Origin of the sequence: Stackebrandtia soli, assembly GCF_965137155.1 — a bacterium.
In the GTDB taxonomy this organism is placed as follows: domain Bacteria; phylum Actinomycetota; class Actinomycetes; order Mycobacteriales; family Micromonosporaceae; genus Stackebrandtia; species Stackebrandtia soli.
On record NZ_CBCRZX010000039.1, the window covers coordinates 10,430 to 24,322 of the forward strand.

General features: G+C 66.1%; 17 protein-coding genes. 13 read left to right on the plus strand and 4 right to left on the minus strand.

From position 1 onward, the window contains the following. Positions 1 to 265 precede the first annotated feature (265 nt). From ACM9NP_RS18685 to ACM9NP_RS18725, 9 genes are all read left to right on the plus strand, one after another. Positions 266 to 391, plus strand: coding sequence for a hypothetical protein (locus tag ACM9NP_RS18685; protein WP_415648030.1), 126 nt, complete (start codon positions 266 to 268; stop codon positions 389 to 391). Between the two features lie 100 nt (positions 392 to 491). Beyond that, positions 492 to 1,439: a SagB/ThcOx family dehydrogenase gene (locus ACM9NP_RS18690; protein ID WP_415648031.1), complete on the plus strand. Its 948-nt coding sequence runs from the start codon at positions 492 to 494 to the stop codon at positions 1,437 to 1,439. Between the two features lie 4 nt (positions 1,440 to 1,443). Further along, positions 1,444 to 2,535 carry a TOMM precursor leader peptide-binding protein gene (locus ACM9NP_RS18695; protein WP_415648032.1) on the plus strand — a complete coding sequence of 364 codons (1,092 nt, stop codon included), beginning with the start codon at positions 1,444 to 1,446 and terminating at the stop codon, positions 2,533 to 2,535. Positions 2,536 to 2,607: 72 nt separating this feature from the next. Next, the gene (locus tag ACM9NP_RS18700; protein WP_415648033.1) at positions 2,608 to 3,942 is read left to right on the plus strand and encodes a YcaO-like family protein; all 1,335 of its coding nucleotides are present in this window, start codon (positions 2,608 to 2,610) and stop codon (positions 3,940 to 3,942) included. Beyond that, on the plus strand, positions 3,917 to 4,579 hold the full coding sequence (locus ACM9NP_RS18705) for a CPBP family intramembrane glutamic endopeptidase (RefSeq protein WP_415648034.1): 663 nt from the start codon (positions 3,917 to 3,919) through the stop codon (positions 4,577 to 4,579). The genes ACM9NP_RS18700 and ACM9NP_RS18705 overlap by 26 nt, the downstream gene beginning before the upstream one ends. After that, entirely contained in the window at positions 4,576 to 5,349 is a 774-nt protein-coding gene (locus ACM9NP_RS18710) for a CPBP family glutamic-type intramembrane protease (protein ID WP_415648035.1), read from the plus strand. Before ACM9NP_RS18705 ends, ACM9NP_RS18710 begins: the two co-directional genes overlap by 4 nt. 25 nt (positions 5,350 to 5,374) lie before the next feature. Next, positions 5,375 to 6,346 carry an ABC transporter ATP-binding protein gene (locus ACM9NP_RS18715; RefSeq protein ID WP_415648036.1) on the plus strand — a complete coding sequence of 324 codons (972 nt, stop codon included), beginning with the start codon at positions 5,375 to 5,377 and terminating at the stop codon, positions 6,344 to 6,346. A 5-nt stretch (positions 6,347 to 6,351) separates the two neighbouring features. Then, a complete protein-coding gene (locus tag ACM9NP_RS18720) occupies positions 6,352 to 7,089 on the plus strand; it encodes an ABC transporter permease (RefSeq protein WP_415648037.1) in 738 nt (245 codons plus the stop codon). Continuing rightward, entirely contained in the window at positions 7,080 to 7,880 is an 801-nt protein-coding gene (locus ACM9NP_RS18725) for a class I SAM-dependent methyltransferase (RefSeq protein ID WP_415648038.1), read from the plus strand. Before ACM9NP_RS18720 ends, ACM9NP_RS18725 begins: the two co-directional genes overlap by 10 nt. A 91-nt stretch (positions 7,881 to 7,971) precedes the next feature. Here ACM9NP_RS18725 and ACM9NP_RS18730 read toward each other — a convergent pair whose 3' ends face one another. Continuing rightward, entirely contained in the window at positions 7,972 to 8,451 is a 480-nt protein-coding gene (locus tag ACM9NP_RS18730; RefSeq protein ID WP_415648039.1) for a single-stranded DNA-binding protein, read from the minus strand. A gap of 551 nt (positions 8,452 to 9,002) precedes the next feature. Here ACM9NP_RS18730 and ACM9NP_RS18735 point away from each other — a divergent pair. Then, on the plus strand, positions 9,003 to 9,584 hold the full coding sequence (locus ACM9NP_RS18735; protein WP_415648040.1) for a DinB family protein: 582 nt from the start codon (positions 9,003 to 9,005) through the stop codon (positions 9,582 to 9,584). Positions 9,585 to 9,608: 24 nt separating this feature from the next. On the opposite strand, the gene ACM9NP_RS18740 is transcribed toward ACM9NP_RS18735, so the two are convergent. Next, complete coding sequence (locus tag ACM9NP_RS18740; protein ID WP_415648041.1) at positions 9,609 to 10,025, minus strand: hypothetical protein; 417 nt, start codon at positions 10,023 to 10,025, stop codon at positions 9,609 to 9,611. An 89-nt stretch (positions 10,026 to 10,114) separates the two neighbouring features. Then, on the minus strand, positions 10,115 to 10,366 hold the full coding sequence (locus tag ACM9NP_RS18745; RefSeq protein ID WP_415648042.1) for a helix-turn-helix domain-containing protein: 252 nt from the start codon (positions 10,364 to 10,366) through the stop codon (positions 10,115 to 10,117). Positions 10,367 to 10,431: 65 nt separating this feature from the next. Between ACM9NP_RS18745 and map the strand changes: the two genes are divergently transcribed. Continuing rightward, on the plus strand, positions 10,432 to 11,217 hold the full coding sequence (gene map, locus ACM9NP_RS18750) for a type I methionyl aminopeptidase (RefSeq protein WP_415648043.1): 786 nt from the start codon (positions 10,432 to 10,434) through the stop codon (positions 11,215 to 11,217). A 38-nt stretch (positions 11,218 to 11,255) separates the two neighbouring features. Further along, complete coding sequence (locus ACM9NP_RS18755; RefSeq protein WP_415648044.1) at positions 11,256 to 12,212, plus strand: DUF389 domain-containing protein; 957 nt, start codon at positions 11,256 to 11,258, stop codon at positions 12,210 to 12,212. Here ACM9NP_RS18755 and ACM9NP_RS18760 read toward each other — a convergent pair. After that, positions 12,202 to 12,609, minus strand: coding sequence for a RidA family protein (locus ACM9NP_RS18760; RefSeq protein WP_415648045.1), 408 nt, complete (start codon positions 12,607 to 12,609; stop codon positions 12,202 to 12,204). The two genes, ACM9NP_RS18755 and ACM9NP_RS18760, sit on opposite strands and share 11 nt — an antisense overlap. A gap of 37 nt (positions 12,610 to 12,646) precedes the next feature. On the opposite strand from ACM9NP_RS18760, the gene ACM9NP_RS18765 reads away from it, so the two are divergent. Continuing rightward, the gene (locus ACM9NP_RS18765; protein WP_415648046.1) at positions 12,647 to 13,861 is read left to right on the plus strand and encodes a type III PLP-dependent enzyme domain-containing protein; all 1,215 of its coding nucleotides are present in this window, start codon (positions 12,647 to 12,649) and stop codon (positions 13,859 to 13,861) included. Positions 13,862 to 13,893: the final 32 nt, after the last annotated feature.

Sequence of the window (13,893 nt, forward strand, 5' to 3'; positions counted from 1 at the left end):
CCNCNCCGACACTCTGATGACCTGGCCCGGGTCTCGTCTCCCGTTCATGCGCGGAGGTGTCCGAACAGTCGATGACGGTTTCATGAATTGTCATCACTGGCAATGCAACGGTGCCGCATTGTTTCAATGGGACACACCATTATGGATGGATAAACGCGGATTCGGCGCCAGTTCATCAAATCGATACAAGCGAATCCTTGCCTGTAATGGCGGCGTATCGCTAGTGTCTAGCGCACAGTAGTCATCTACTTATTAGGAGGTTTCGATGTTGAGCTTCTCCGGACAGATCGCCAGCACCGCCACCGGCGGGCTGACCGTCACGGTCGCGCCCGGCGCGTCCACCACCTGTGGCGGCGGCAACTGCTGCTGCTCCAGCTGCTGCTCGTGGTAGTTGGCACACCTACACCGGCAGGAACCCGCTTCGGCGGGTTCCTGCCCTCTTGATTATCCGCTGGTCACCAACAACCCACAAGCGACGGTGAACTGATCCCATGACGTACAAGAGGACTAAACAGGAGGTCGAGTCGGCGCTCGCCGAGCACGACTACCTGGGCATAGTCGGCGGCTTCTCGATGCAGCACACGATGGTGTCGATGTATTCGTCGTCGACGGTCGTGCGGCCGCCCGACTCGGTGATCCGCGGCCGTTGGTTCGCCGACGGCGACGAGTTCGTCGGCGAGCAGATGCTGCTGAACTACCGCACCGATAACAACCGGCTCGGATTCCAGCTCGGCATCGGCCGGTTCTTCGAGCAGGACGCCGTGCTGTCGTCCGTCCACGCGGACCTTGAGGAAGACCTCGACAAGGCCATCGAACTGCCCAAGCCCAAGAAGCTCAAGACGGCCCTGACGACGGCCATCACGGCCCGCCGCAGCGGTCGCGAGTTCTCCGGTCAGGCCGTGTCGGTCCAGGATCTCGCCACGATCCTGCATCACGCGCAGGGCACCTCTGGCGCGCTGCCGTATGGCGGAGGCGGCAGCCACGGCTCGATCAGCCTGCGCAACGCCCCGTCCGGCGGTGGCCTGTACCCGATCAGCCTCTTCGTGCAGGCGTTCAATGTGGATGGACTTTCCGCGGGAGCCTACGAGTACCTGGCGCACTCGCACACGCTGCAACCGTGCACCCCGCCCGCCGGGGGCTCGCCCGACCCCGCCAAGACCTTCGCGTCGGTCGACTTCGATGTCAACGACTCGGCCTTTGTTCTGACCTTTGTGTACAACATGTACCACAACTCGCGGAAGTACGGCGACGCCGGAGTCGTCTTCGGGCTGATCGAGGTCGGCGCGATTCTGCAGAACGTTCACCTGTCCCGGACCGCGCTGGCTCTCGCCGGTACCGACCAGGGCGGCTATGACAAGCAGGCCATCGAACAGGCCCTGCGTCTCGACGGGCACACCCGTCACGTTGTTCATGTCTCGGTTGTAGGCCAGGAGGATTAACCCAGTGACTGTCATCGATGCTCAGCACACCGCGTTCGCATTGGCGAGCACCGCCCGCATGTTGGAGGACGGCGAGCGCAAGTTCCGCGTCCGTACGGGCGTGTGGAACTTCGAAGAGGCCGTGATCGACACGTCCAATGAGTCCGAGGCGGTTGCCCGGACCATCACGACGGCGTTCCGCGCGCTCGCCGCCGGACCCTCCGCCCTTGGCCAGCACATGGACGCCGCGTTGACGCCGATCGAGCGCGCCAACGTCGAGAAGCTCTTCCTCGATCTCGCGGAAGCCGGTGTCCTCGTCGTCGCCGGTGAACGCAGCTCGCAGGACGCGGTCACCGCCGCGCTGCTCGGGCGCCTCACGTCGCCGTACCCCGGAGCGACCGGCACGCCTGAGGGCGACGTCCTGTTCATCACGGACAACGACGCCTCCCGTCAGCAGGCGAAGGGCCTCGCGGCGGGCATGCGGGTCAACCTGCGCGAACTGGACGCCGCCACCTACGAGCGCCTCGACACGAGCGACCTCACCACTCGCATGGAGGGTTACGACACCGAGCGGGCGTTGGAGGAGCTGCGTCCGCAGTTCGCCGAGGCCGCCGTCATCGTCTCGTGCTTCCAACGACCGTCGCTTCCGTTCCTGCGCAATCTCAACCGGGTCGTCGAGGGCCACGACATTCCGTGGATCAGCTCCTTCATCGACGGACCGTTCGTGTCCATCGTGGGTCTGAAGTCGCCGCACACCGGCTGCTTCGAGTGCTTCGAACAACGTGCCCTCGCCCGGCTCGAGGATCACGTCGCGTACCACGACTTCGCGCGGTCACCGATCGGTCAGCGCAGTGCCCAGGACACCGACGCCCCGATGATGAGCCTGGTGACGGTACTCGCGTTCACCGAGGGCTACCTGCACGCGGCCGTCAACGCGTCGCGGATGTCGGGACGCGTCCTCGGAATTCACTTGCCAACCATGGAGATCCAGACCCAGGATCTGTTGCGGATGCCTAACTGTCCGGCCTGTGGCCGCGTCGCCCGGCAGCGTCTGAAGGAGATCAACTTCAACAGCCGCGCCGCCGTCGACCGCATCGTCGCCGACGTGCTCCGGTGACGCCCCGACCGCGCCCTGCCCGACACTCACTTTGAGAGAGCCGCAATGGTAAGACTTTCGCACTACCCGCCCATGACCCGACTTCAGAACAAGTACCGGCAGATCGGCGGCAACCAGGCCGGCATCATGCCCGGCTTCTTCGTGTCGGTGGCCGACATCCCCGGCGAGCCCGAGATGCGTGCCATGACCGCGACGATGCCGCACTACCACCGGCTCATCATGGACGATCCGAAGATGCACATGCAGTACCACCTGAGTGGATACGGCATGTACCACGAGGAGGCGTTCATCAAGCTGATGGGCGAATCCGTCGAACGGTACGGCGCCATGGTCGCCATTCGCATGTTCGATCGGGACTTCCACTACGCGTCCTACAAGCAGATGCGTGACATCGGCCCGACGATGCCGCTGGACTTCCTCGGCATCCACACCGCCGAGCAGCAGACGATGATCTCGAGCAAGTTGCACCGGTACGCCGACCGTCCGCCCACGGAGGACGACGTCATCGCGTGGGTCAAGTGTCCGTCCCTGACCCGCCCCGGTGAGGACCTGTGGGTGCCCGCGCAGCTGTTCTTCCTGGGATTCACGACGAATCCCGACGCGGGCGACAAGCTCTTCACGCCCTCCTTCTCGACCGGGACCGCCGCGCACGGCAGCCTGGAGAACGCGCTGCGCAACGCGATCATCGAGGCCGTCCAGATCGACTCGTTCATCATCAACTGGTACACCGAGACCCCGGGTCGGGCCGTCGAACTCGACAACCCGGACCTGTTGCGCATCCTCGCGTCGATGCAGCTCGGCCCCGACTCGGAATACCAGGTCCGGCCGATCCATCTGACGCTGCCGGATCTGCCGTTGCCCACCATCGGCATATACATGGACCGCAAGAACGACACGTTGCCGTTGATCACCTTCGGTCTCCAGGGCGACGCGGACCCCAACTACGCGTTCCTGCGCGGGACGATGGAGAGCGCGGCCATTCTCGGCCTCGGCATGTACTCGGCGATCTTCGACACCGTCAACGTGCACGCCTCCGTCAACAGTTCCCCGTACCTCGACCTCGACACGAACGTCCTCTACTTCGCCAGCCCGGACGACGCGCAGCACAAGCGCGACATCGTCGCGTCCCGGTTCGGCGGCGAGACGGTCAAGCTGTCGGAGATCGAACCCTTGGCCACCAAGGAGAACGAGCTCGGCGAGCTCATCAAGATGGTCGCCGGGATCAGCGAGTGGGCGACGTACCTCGACATCACTCCGCCCGAACTCGACGGCACACCGTGGAAGGTCGTGCGGGTACTCATCCCCGAGTTGCTGAGCATGTGCCTTCCCGGCATGCCGGCCAAGGCCCACCCCCGGATGCTGAAGTACGGCGGAGTCACCAATGAGTACCCTCACCCTCTCCCTTAGCGCGCTGGTCCTGATCTGCGCGGCGTTCCCGACACAACTCATCCGAGTCGCGTCGATGGCGCTCGCCGGAGCCGGAGCCACCCAGCGAGCCCGCATGGAGCAGTGGGGCATGCCCGTCCTCGCCGGCGCGATGGCCGCGCTGGCGTGGGCGGTCGCACCGCTTCCCGCCGCCAACCCGATGCCACAGTGGAGCCTCTGGCTCGCGATCGCCGTGGTCCTCGGGTTGGCGGCCCCCCTGTGGGAGATCGCCCTCGGCTACGGCAACGCCCTGATCCGTCGGCAACGCGTGAACCGGGTCGCGCTGCACGGATACGCGCCCTCTCGGTTCGGCGCCGTCGCGTCCGTCTGCGTCGTCGCCGCGTGCGAGGAGCTCATCTTCCGCCGCATCGGCATCGACCTGCTCGTGTCGAACCTCGCGTGGCCGGTGTGGGCCGCGATCGCCATCACATCCGTCTTCTATGGACTGAACCATCTGTATTTCGGCTGGCTCACGGTGTCCCAGAAGATCCTCACCGGTGCCGTCTACGGCGCCCTCTACGTCATCAGCGGGCACGCCCTGCTCGTCCCGCTCGTCGCCCACGTCGTGCACAACATCGTCGTGCTCACGATCGTGCCGCGCTGGGGAGGCCGAGCGTGAACCAACAAGCCTGGATCCATCTCGCCGTCTCGTGTCTGGCCGCCGCGATCTGGCTCGTCGCCTACCGTCTGCCGCTGGCCGCGCCCCGTCGCCGCCAACGGTTCAAGCTCGCCGTCTCCTCGGCGACAGGGATGCCGCCGCGGCTCGTCTTCCCGATCGTCGGCACACTCATCTATCTGGCGGGCGCGGCGCTCGCGGCCGCCGCCGTCATGCTGACCACCGGTCCCGGGCTCGGCGACGTCCTGCCGATCGGCCTCGACTGGCGCTACCTGCCGATGACGGTGCTCGCCATCGCCGGATCCGCCTCATTGACGGCGTTCGCGATGTCGGTGCTGTACTCCGTCAAACCCACCATCGACATCGGATCGTCCGTGTCGTCGGTCGGATGGATCAGCCAGATCCTCGTCCTCCCCGTCCAATGGCGATGGATCGTGCCCATGTCCAGCGCCGCCCTCGAGGAGTTCTTCTTCCGAGGCGTCCTCTGTGGAGGTCTCCTCCTCGCGGGGGCCGAACCGTGGGCCGCGATCCTGTGGTCCGGACTCGTCTTCACGGTGTGCCAAGCCCTACTCACCGAAAGCCCGCTCCAGGCCCTCGTCCTGACGATCTCCAGCATCGTCATCTCGGTCGTCGGTGGGCTCCTGCTCGTCATCACGGGAAGCGTCATCCCCGCGATCATCATGCACGCGTCCTTCGCGGGCTTCTACACGAACAACAGTGGACCCGCCGACGAGCGCTCGCGCCGACCCGCCCAGGCGGGCCGCGCCGGTTGACCCCGCACACCTACAGGAGGAAAACATGAAACCCCAGGTCGCATCAGGCGACACCCCCACGGGCGGCACCACCACGACGGAGGCCGCGATCACCGCGACCGGCGTCACCGTCCGATACGGCTCCAAGGTCGCGGTCGACAACGTCGACTTCTCGGTCGCCGCCGGTCAGATCGTCGGCCTCATCGGGCCGAACGGCGCCGGCAAGACCTCTCTCATGGAGTGCATCGAGGGACTGCGGAAGTCCAGCGCCGGAGACATTCGCGTGCTCGGCGTCGACCCCGTTCGCGACCGTACGGCGATGGCGCGCATCGCGGGCGTCCAACTCCAGGACTCCGCGTACCCGACCAGGACCCGCGTCGACGAGCTGTGCACCCTCTTCGCGGGCTTCTACCAGGACCCGGCCGATCCCGACGAACTGCTCGAACAGTTCGGCCTTACCGAGAAGAAGCGCTCCCAGGTGACGAAGCTGTCCGGCGGGCAGCGACAGCGTCTGTCTCTTGTGCTCTCCTTGATCGGCAAGCCCGAGATCGTCTTCCTCGACGAGCTGACCACCGGCCTCGACCCGGAGGCGCGCCGCACCGTGTGGGACGGCCTGCGCCGTCGCAACGAGGAAGGGCTCACGATCGTCCTTTCCTCACACCACATGGAAGAGGTCGAATACCTCTGCGACCGGGTGTCCGTCATCGTCGCGGGCTCGATCGTCGCCACCGGTAGCGTCGCCGAACTTATCGCCGCCCACGCCACCGGCGGAGAACGCATCATCGTCGAGGACGCCGCCTCCCATGGCGCGCTTCGCGAAGCGCTCGTCGAACTCGGCGACGGCGTCACCGTCACCCCAGCCGGAAACCGCATCCAGGTCGACATCGACGACGCATCCCTCCGCGACCGGGTGACGGCGCTCTTCGACGAGCACTCGGCCGTGTCCCGCGCGGTCACCGCCTCAATGGACGACGTGTACGTCGCCCTGACCAAACAGCACGCGACGGATGGAGAGTGAAATCGATGCTCGGCAGTGTCCTCCTTTTCGAGACCAAGCGGGTCTTCCGTAACTTCCCGACCGTCTTCTTCGGTCTGGCGTTCCCCATCATGATGCTCATGATCTTCGGCGGCATATACGGCAACGACCCCGCCGACGAGTTCGGCGGCATGGGAACGATCGACGTCTCCGTGCCCGCCTACGTCGGGATCGTGCTCGCCGTGACCGGCCTCATGAGCTTCCCGCTCGGCATGGTGGAGTACCGCTCGCGGTCCTTCCTGCGCCGCCTTCGCGCCACCCCGGCACGCCCCACCGCGTTCCTCACCGGCCAGATCCTCGCCAACGGCGTCATCTGCGTCATCGGCGTCGGTCTGCTCATCGCCACGGGCGTGTTCGTCTACGACCTGAGTTCCCCCGAACACCCGTGGGCGTTCGCGGGCCTCGTCGTGCTCGCCGCATTGTCCATGTTCGGCATCGGTCTGCTCATCGCCTCGATCGCTCGGAGCGAATCGACGGCGCTCGTGTTGGCGAACCTCATCTACTTCCCGATGATCTTCCTGACCGGGGCGACGGTCCCGCTGGAGATCATGCCGGACACGATGCAGAACATCGCCAACGCCTTGCCGTTGACCTACGCCATCGACGCGCTGAAGTGGGCGTGGCTCGACACCGGCGGAGACGACATGACGACTTCCCTCCTCGTCACGGGCGGCACCGTGGTGGTGTGCGCCGCGGTCTCCATCAAGTGGTTCCGGTGGGAGTAGACGTCGCTGCGGCGGTGCAGGCGACGGCCTTCGTGGCCGCCGCCGCCCGCGCCGCCGAGACGGCCAAACCCCGTGGTCGGGTGCGCGATGAGTACGCGCGACTGTTCGTCGATGTTCAGCGCCAACGGCAGAATGTTCGCCGTCGCCTCCTCGCCGCCGGGACCGACGAGGTGGTGTATCGAACCGCGATCCTCGACGCGCTGTTGACCACGACGACCAGCGGCCACACCGGATACGCGGTGCTGAACCTGGGGGCGGGCTTCTGTGCCCGCCCCTACCGGCTCGAATTGTCGACTTGCGCCACCTACATCGAGGTCGACGCACCCGATGTCGTCGAGCTGAAGGCAGAGGTCTTGGCGCCCTTCGATTCCCGGTGCCCCGTCACGCGCGTCCCCGGTGACGTCCGCGACGTGGCGACGCTCCGGCGGGTCAGCGTCGAACACGGCTTGGCCGATCGCCGAACCATCGTCATGAGCGAGGGCCTCCTCGTCTATCTGCCACCGGAGCAGGTCACCGAGTTGGCGAGCGGCCTGGCCGGGGTGCTCCGGGACGCCCGGTGGCTGTGCGACATCGTCTCGGTCGACTCGGCCGCCGGCATGAACACCGTCGCGAGTGGAGCGAAAGCGGATGTCCGTCTCCACGGTCTCAGCGACCTCGAAACCCTCCAATCCGGTGGGTGGACGGTCTCGGAGTACCGACCGCTGCCGATCTCGCGGCGTTCCCCGGTCGCGGGTGGCTCCCGTGACGTCGTCGACGGAGTGCTCGCCCTCGACCTGTCGATCATGGATTGACATCGTGGTGGTGCCTGGGTTCGGGCGCCACCACGACCACCCGGCCCCTCGTGTTCCCGTGGCCGACGGAGCCTGTCGGGAGCCGGGTGCGTCACCCGCCGAGCAGCACCGACTCCGCCGGCTCGAGCTCTCGTGCGGAGTTCTCGATGTCCTCGATGAGCGTGTCGAAGCCGTCGGTCTCGGTCTCCGTGTTCGGAGGCCGGACGTCCGACGCGGCGGCCTTGCGGGACGGCCGGTCGATTCCGCGAGCCAGATCATGGCCGAGGTTGGACGCGGTGATCTCGTAGACGTATCGGTGTCCGTCCTCGCCGCGTACCCGCCGCGAACAGAGCCGACCGCGCACGATGATCACGTCCCCGACCGTGATGTCGCGGAACGCGTCCTTGCCCAGGTTCCGCCATGCGGCGACCTTGATGAACAGCTCGTCCCCGTCGCCCCAACGGCCGGTTTGCCGGTTGTATCGACGTGACCGCGACACGACGCGGAACTCGGTGAGCGGGCCGGTGGGGAGGTCGCGTTGCGCGGGAGCGGTCGCGACGGTCCCGACGATGGTGATGCAGGCGTCGAACATCGTTGATACGTCCTTTCGGGAATATGGCGGAGCGGAGACGGTGAGTCCGTATCGCCCTCCGTGTCCCCTCGACGATGGGGCACCGCCGGAGTCGTCGCAACTTCACGAAGATCAGCCTGTGGATAACTCACCGGTTGTGGATAACTTTTTGTTCAGCAGGTCAGGATGCACGGATGAATCCACTTAGGTGGGTGGCGGGGTGTCCGAGGCGGGCTCGGTATTTCCGTGGAAGGGGGCGATGGCCGTGGCGCACTGGTCGGCGTAGGAAGTCAAACGGTTGACCGACGCAAGCGTGAGTCAGTCTCAACAAGGGGTTCCCGTGCGACCCGACTACCCCGCGATACCTGCCGCCCATCCGACTGGATGCGGGCACCCATGCCACCGAATGAAACCATAAAGGACTGTAGAAGCGTCGACCTTGGCGGGTATTGACATCCGCACGGCATTCGGTGGCCGCGAACGGTGTGGACGACCACGTCGTCGCAGTACGGACACCCCCCTCGTCACGACGTCGTCCAGGACTGTCGGATGCGTGTGGCAGGGTGTCCGGCATGACTGAATCCCAGCAAAAGGCAGAACTGCACCAGTACCTGCGCTCTGCGCGCGAGGCGCTGTTGTGGAAGCTCGACGGCTTGTCCGAGTACGACATCCGTCGTCCGCTCACCCCGACCGGTACCCAGTTGCTGGGGCTGGTCAAGCACATGACCAGTGTCGAGTCGGGCTACTTCGGTTTGACGTTCGGGCGGCCGTTCCCCGAGGACGTCGATTTTCTGGAGCTCGACATTCCCCACGACATGGACCTGTGGGCCACCGCCAACGAGTCTCGCGAGTACATCGTGGACTTGTACCGGCGCGTCGCCGAGCACGCCGACGCCACGATCGAGGCGTTGCCGCTCGACGCGCCGGGTGAGGTGCCGTGGTGGAATCCGAAGAAGGTGACGCTGCATCGGATCCTCGTGCACGTCGTCGCCGAGATCAACCGCCACGCCGGCCACGCCGACATCGTCCGTGAGGAGATCGACGGCTCGGCGGGCCTTCGTCCCGGCAACGACAACCTGGTCTCCACCGACGAGACCTGGCTACGCGACTATCACGCCCGCCTCGAAGCCATCGCGCGGTCCTTCAAGGACTAGCCATGTCGGACGATTGAATCCGGCTTAGAGGAGTAGCCCAAGACCCAGTGTCACAACGCCGATGGCGAGGCTCGCGGCGCCCAACCAGACCAGGACGATCAAACCGTTCGGCTTGGTGACTTCGCCACGCCCGAGGGAGGACAGGAAGAACCCGGCGGGCAGCAGGATCGCCGCGATCGGAATGCCGAGGCGGCCGACCATCCCGAGGAATCCGGTGAGATCGGCGGCGTCGGCGAGGATCAGACCCACGAGGCCGAGTGTGACGAACATGCCCGCGTGTCCGTGACCCGCGCGTGCGAACGACTTCTGGAACTCCGTCCTGGGCACCTTCCCACGGACGATGCTCAGTAGGAACGTGCCGCCGAATTCGATCGTGACGATCGTCAGCAACATGACGCCCGCGATGACGCGGCTCGTGTCGGACAGCGCGATGGTGGTCATGACGACTCCTCATATGGATAGTTGATTTATCCGATAGTACAACTATCCATATGGCGCGCGGTCGTGGGCGCACTAACGTCGGCCGTGTCTCAGTGCGCCGCCGTCGAGCATTCCTCGGCAAGCTCGTCGATGGGCAGCTCGTATGCCCTGCACAGGGCCGCGATGGTGAAAAAGGACGGACTGGGCAGCCTGCCCGTCTCGATCTTGCGGAGGGTCTCGGGGGAGATGCCGGCGGCCTCCGCCGCGTTCGCCAGTGGGGTCTCACCTCGGGCGCGACGAAGCGCGGCACCGAGCTCGCGGCCTTGCGCCAGTTGTGTCGGTGTGAGGGGGTGCCTGATCATGATCGGTATTATAATACCGGTATTTTAATCCCACCCGTTCTCATCGCTTTCGCTGAAAGGCACCCATGATCGAGCTGAAGACCCCCACCGACATCGAGCGGATGCGCCCGGCCGGCCGCTTCGTCGCGTCCATATTGACCGAGCTGCGGAATCGCGCCGAGGTCGGCGTCAACGTGATGGATTTGGAACACCACGCCCGCGCCATGATCGCCGACAAGGGCGCCGCGTCGTGCTACTGGGATTACGAGCCCTCGTTCGGCAAGGGGCCGTTCCGGAACGTCGTCTGCGCCTCGATCAACGACGCGGTGCTGCATGGGCTTCCCCGCGACCACGTCCTGGCCGACGGCGATCTCGTGAGCCTCGACATCGCTGTCACCGTCGACGGTTGGGTCGCCGACTCGGCGGTCAGCTTCGTCGTCGGGACGCCGCGCCCCGAGGACCTGCGACTGATCGCCGCCACCGAGGAGGCCCTCGCGGCGGGTGTCGCCGCAGCCCAGCCGGGCGCGCGGACGGGCGACATCTCGGCCGCCATCGGAGCGGTCGCCGAGTCGTACGGCTTCGGCGTCAACACCCAGTTCGGCGGGCACGGCGTCGGTCGCACGATGCACGAGGACCCCACCGTCCCGAACACCGGGCGGGCGGGTCGTGGATATCCGTTGCGTCCCGGTCTCGTCATCGCGGTCGAACCGTGGTTCATGGCGACGACCGACGAGATACGTTACGACGCCGATGGCTGGACGATCCGGTCCGCCGACGGTTCACGCGGCAGCCACAGCGAGCACACCATCGCGATCACGGACGCCGGTCCACTCGTGCTGACCGCTCGCGACGAGGGCCCGGCCACGTCGTAGCCCGACCTCGGCGGATCGGTGCGGTAGCGTCACGTTCCGTGCTTCACCTGCGTATCGTCTCGCCACCGTCCGAAACAGACACCGTGTGTTCGCGGCTGGACGGCAACGACGGCGTGACGAACCTGGTGGTCCTCCCGGGAGCCGCCCGCAAGCCACCTGGTGACGTCGTCCTGTGCGACGTCACCCGGGAAGTCGCCAACGAGGTCCTCGACGTCCTCGACACGCTCGGCATCGATGACGCCGGTTCGATCACGGTCGAACGGATCGAGTTGTTGCTATCGGACACGGCGCAACGAATCTCCCACGGCTCCGCCGAGAGCGACGACGCCGTGGTGTGGGAGGAGTTCGCCCAGCGGATGGCCGAGTCGTCCCGCCTGACGTGGTCCTTTCTCGCCTTTCTCACCATCGCGACGCTGATCGCCGCGATCGGCATTCTCAACGACTCGCCGATCCTCATCGTCGGCGCCATGGTGCTCGGGCCGGAGTTCGGCCCGATCTCGGCGATCAGCTTCGGATTGTTGACCCGCACGTTCGGTCGGGTCGGCCGCGCGTCCATGACCCTGGTGGGCGGCTTCCTGTTCGCGATCCTCACCGCGTTCCTGGGTGCGCTCGTGTGCCATCAGTTGGGGTGGATCGACTCGAGTTGGGTCGCCGATCGGCACCGCGAGACCCAGTACATCGTTCATCCCGACCGCTGGTCGTTCATCGCCGCGGTGCTCGCAGGGGTCGCGGGCACGCTGTCGCTGACGTCGGAGAAGTCATCGGTGTTGGTGGGCGTTTTCATCTCGGTCACAACGGTTCCTGCGGCGGCTTACATGGCCTTGACCTTGGCGTTGGCGCAGATCCCGGCCTTCGCTCAGGCGTCACTCCAGTTGGGGTTGAACATCACCGGCATGATCATGTCGGGGTTCGCCACCCTCGTCGTGCTGTGGTTGTCCTGGGGTAGCGCCGGCCTGCGATTTCGCGCGGCTCGTTCGCACGCGATCAGTCGTTGACGACGGCGAGCGCGTCGATCTCGACGAGCATCTCCTCGCGCGGCAATCCGGTGAACACGGTGGTGCGGCAGGGGAGTACGCCGTCGCCGACGCGAGCGGAGACGAAGGCGCCGTACGCGTCGTTCATCGTCGGGAAGTCGTCCCGCGCCGTGAGGTAGACCCGCAGCATGATGACGTCGGAGAGGCTCGCGCCGCCCGCTTGGAGGATGGCCTCGACATTCCGCAGCGTCAATTCCGTCTGTGCCGCGACATCACCGGGGTGCAGGTATGCGCCGGTCACGGCGTCGACGGGGCCCTGCCCCGAGACCTGCAGAAGTGGTCCCTTGCGGACGCCTTGTGAGAAGGTGTGGGCCGGAGCGGGCGCGTTTTCAGTGCGGATCGCGATCTTGTCGGACATATAGGTAACATACCTTGCTATTTCTGGTGGAGGACCGATGCTCAACGACACGGCGTTTCAACGGCTCATGACCGAACCCCTCGACTGGCGTTTCCGGTCCGTGCCGCCGTCGGCATACGGTGCGAGCCTTGAGGAGTGGCTCGCCTCGGATCCGACGGTCGAGGAGTTGCCCTCGCCGGTGATGACGCTGGACGCGACCGCGTTGACCGCCAACATCGCCGGGATGGCGAGTTGGTGCGCCGCCGAAGGGCTGACCCACGCGCCGCACGGCAAGACCACGATGGCGCCGCAGCTGTGGCGCCGTCAACTCGAGTCCGGAGCCGCCGCGATCACGCTCGCCACACCCGCCCAGTTGCGGATCGCCGCCGCCTTCGGCGTGCCGCGCGTGTTCCTCGCCAACGAGATCGTGCGTCCGGACGCGCTGACCTGGCTCGCCGGTTGGGTGGCCGACGGCGCCGACGTGGTGTGCTTCGCGGATTCCGTCGACGCCGTATCCATCATGGATTCGATCCTGAGGTCGAGTGGAGCGACGCTGGACGTGTGTGTCGAACTCGGCGGAGTCGGGGGCCGAGCGGGCGCTCGCGAGCACGAGACCGCTTTGGGAGTCGCCGCCGCGATCGACCGCGCCTCGTCATTGCGGCTCGTCGGGGTCGGCGGCTACGAGGGCAGCCTCGCGCACGACGTCCACGACGCCGATCTGGCCATTGTGGATGATTTTACGCGGCGGTTGGTACGTCTCCACGAGGCGCTCGACTACCCGGTCGATCGGCCGATCGTCACCGTCGGTGGCAGTCAGTACTTCGACCAGATCGCCGACGCCGCCCGTCCGCTGATCGAGTCCGGCGTGGAGGTCGTGTTGCGGGCGGGCTCGTACATCGCGCACGACCACGGGATGTACGCCGGAGCCACACCCGCCGCGCGTCACCGCAACGGGCCCGCGCTGACGCCCGCTCTGACGGTCCGGGCGGGTGTTCTGTCCCTGCCGGAGCCCGGGCTGGCGCTGCTGGACGTTGGACGCCGCGACGTGCCCTTCGACGCGGGATTCCCGATCCCACTGGATCTGCCGCACGCGGCCGTCGTCGCGCTGAACGACCAGCACGCCCATGTCCGAGGGGACCTGGACGGCGTGAACGTCGGCGACATCGTGCGGCTCGGGATCTCACATCCATGCACCGCTTTCGATCGCTGGAATCTCATTCCCGTGGTGTCCGATGACGGCTCGATCGTCGATGCCGTCCGCACCTACTTTTAATCGCCGTATTTGAATTGACGCAAATGTGGAAA

Coding starts and splice junctions, on each gene's coding strand:
- ACM9NP_RS18735 (WP_415648040.1), top strand. CDS start 9,003: ATGACTGAATCCCAGCAAAAGGCAGAACTGCACCAGTACCTGCGCTCT.
- ACM9NP_RS18690 (WP_415648031.1), top strand. CDS start 492: ATGACGTACAAGAGGACTAAACAGGAGGTCGAGTCGGCGCTCGCCGAG.
- map (WP_415648043.1), top strand. CDS start 10,432: ATGATCGAGCTGAAGACCCCCACCGACATCGAGCGGATGCGCCCGGCC.
- ACM9NP_RS18685 (WP_415648030.1), top strand. CDS start 266: ATGTTGAGCTTCTCCGGACAGATCGCCAGCACCGCCACCGGCGGGCTG.
- ACM9NP_RS18745 (WP_415648042.1), bottom strand. CDS start 10,366: ATGATCAGGCACCCCCTCACACCGACACAACTGGCGCAAGGCCGCGAG.
- ACM9NP_RS18705 (WP_415648034.1), top strand. CDS start 3,917: ATGAGTACCCTCACCCTCTCCCTTAGCGCGCTGGTCCTGATCTGCGCG.
- ACM9NP_RS18765 (WP_415648046.1), top strand. CDS start 12,647: ATGCTCAACGACACGGCGTTTCAACGGCTCATGACCGAACCCCTCGAC.
- ACM9NP_RS18760 (WP_415648045.1), bottom strand. CDS start 12,609: ATGTCCGACAAGATCGCGATCCGCACTGAAAACGCGCCCGCTCCGGCC.
- ACM9NP_RS18740 (WP_415648041.1), bottom strand. CDS start 10,025: ATGACCACCATCGCGCTGTCCGACACGAGCCGCGTCATCGCGGGCGTC.
- ACM9NP_RS18720 (WP_415648037.1), top strand. CDS start 6,352: ATGCTCGGCAGTGTCCTCCTTTTCGAGACCAAGCGGGTCTTCCGTAAC.
- ACM9NP_RS18700 (WP_415648033.1), top strand. CDS start 2,608: ATGACCCGACTTCAGAACAAGTACCGGCAGATCGGCGGCAACCAGGCC.
- ACM9NP_RS18730 (WP_415648039.1), bottom strand. CDS start 8,451: ATGTTCGACGCCTGCATCACCATCGTCGGGACCGTCGCGACCGCTCCC.
- ACM9NP_RS18715 (WP_415648036.1), top strand. CDS start 5,375: ATGAAACCCCAGGTCGCATCAGGCGACACCCCCACGGGCGGCACCACC.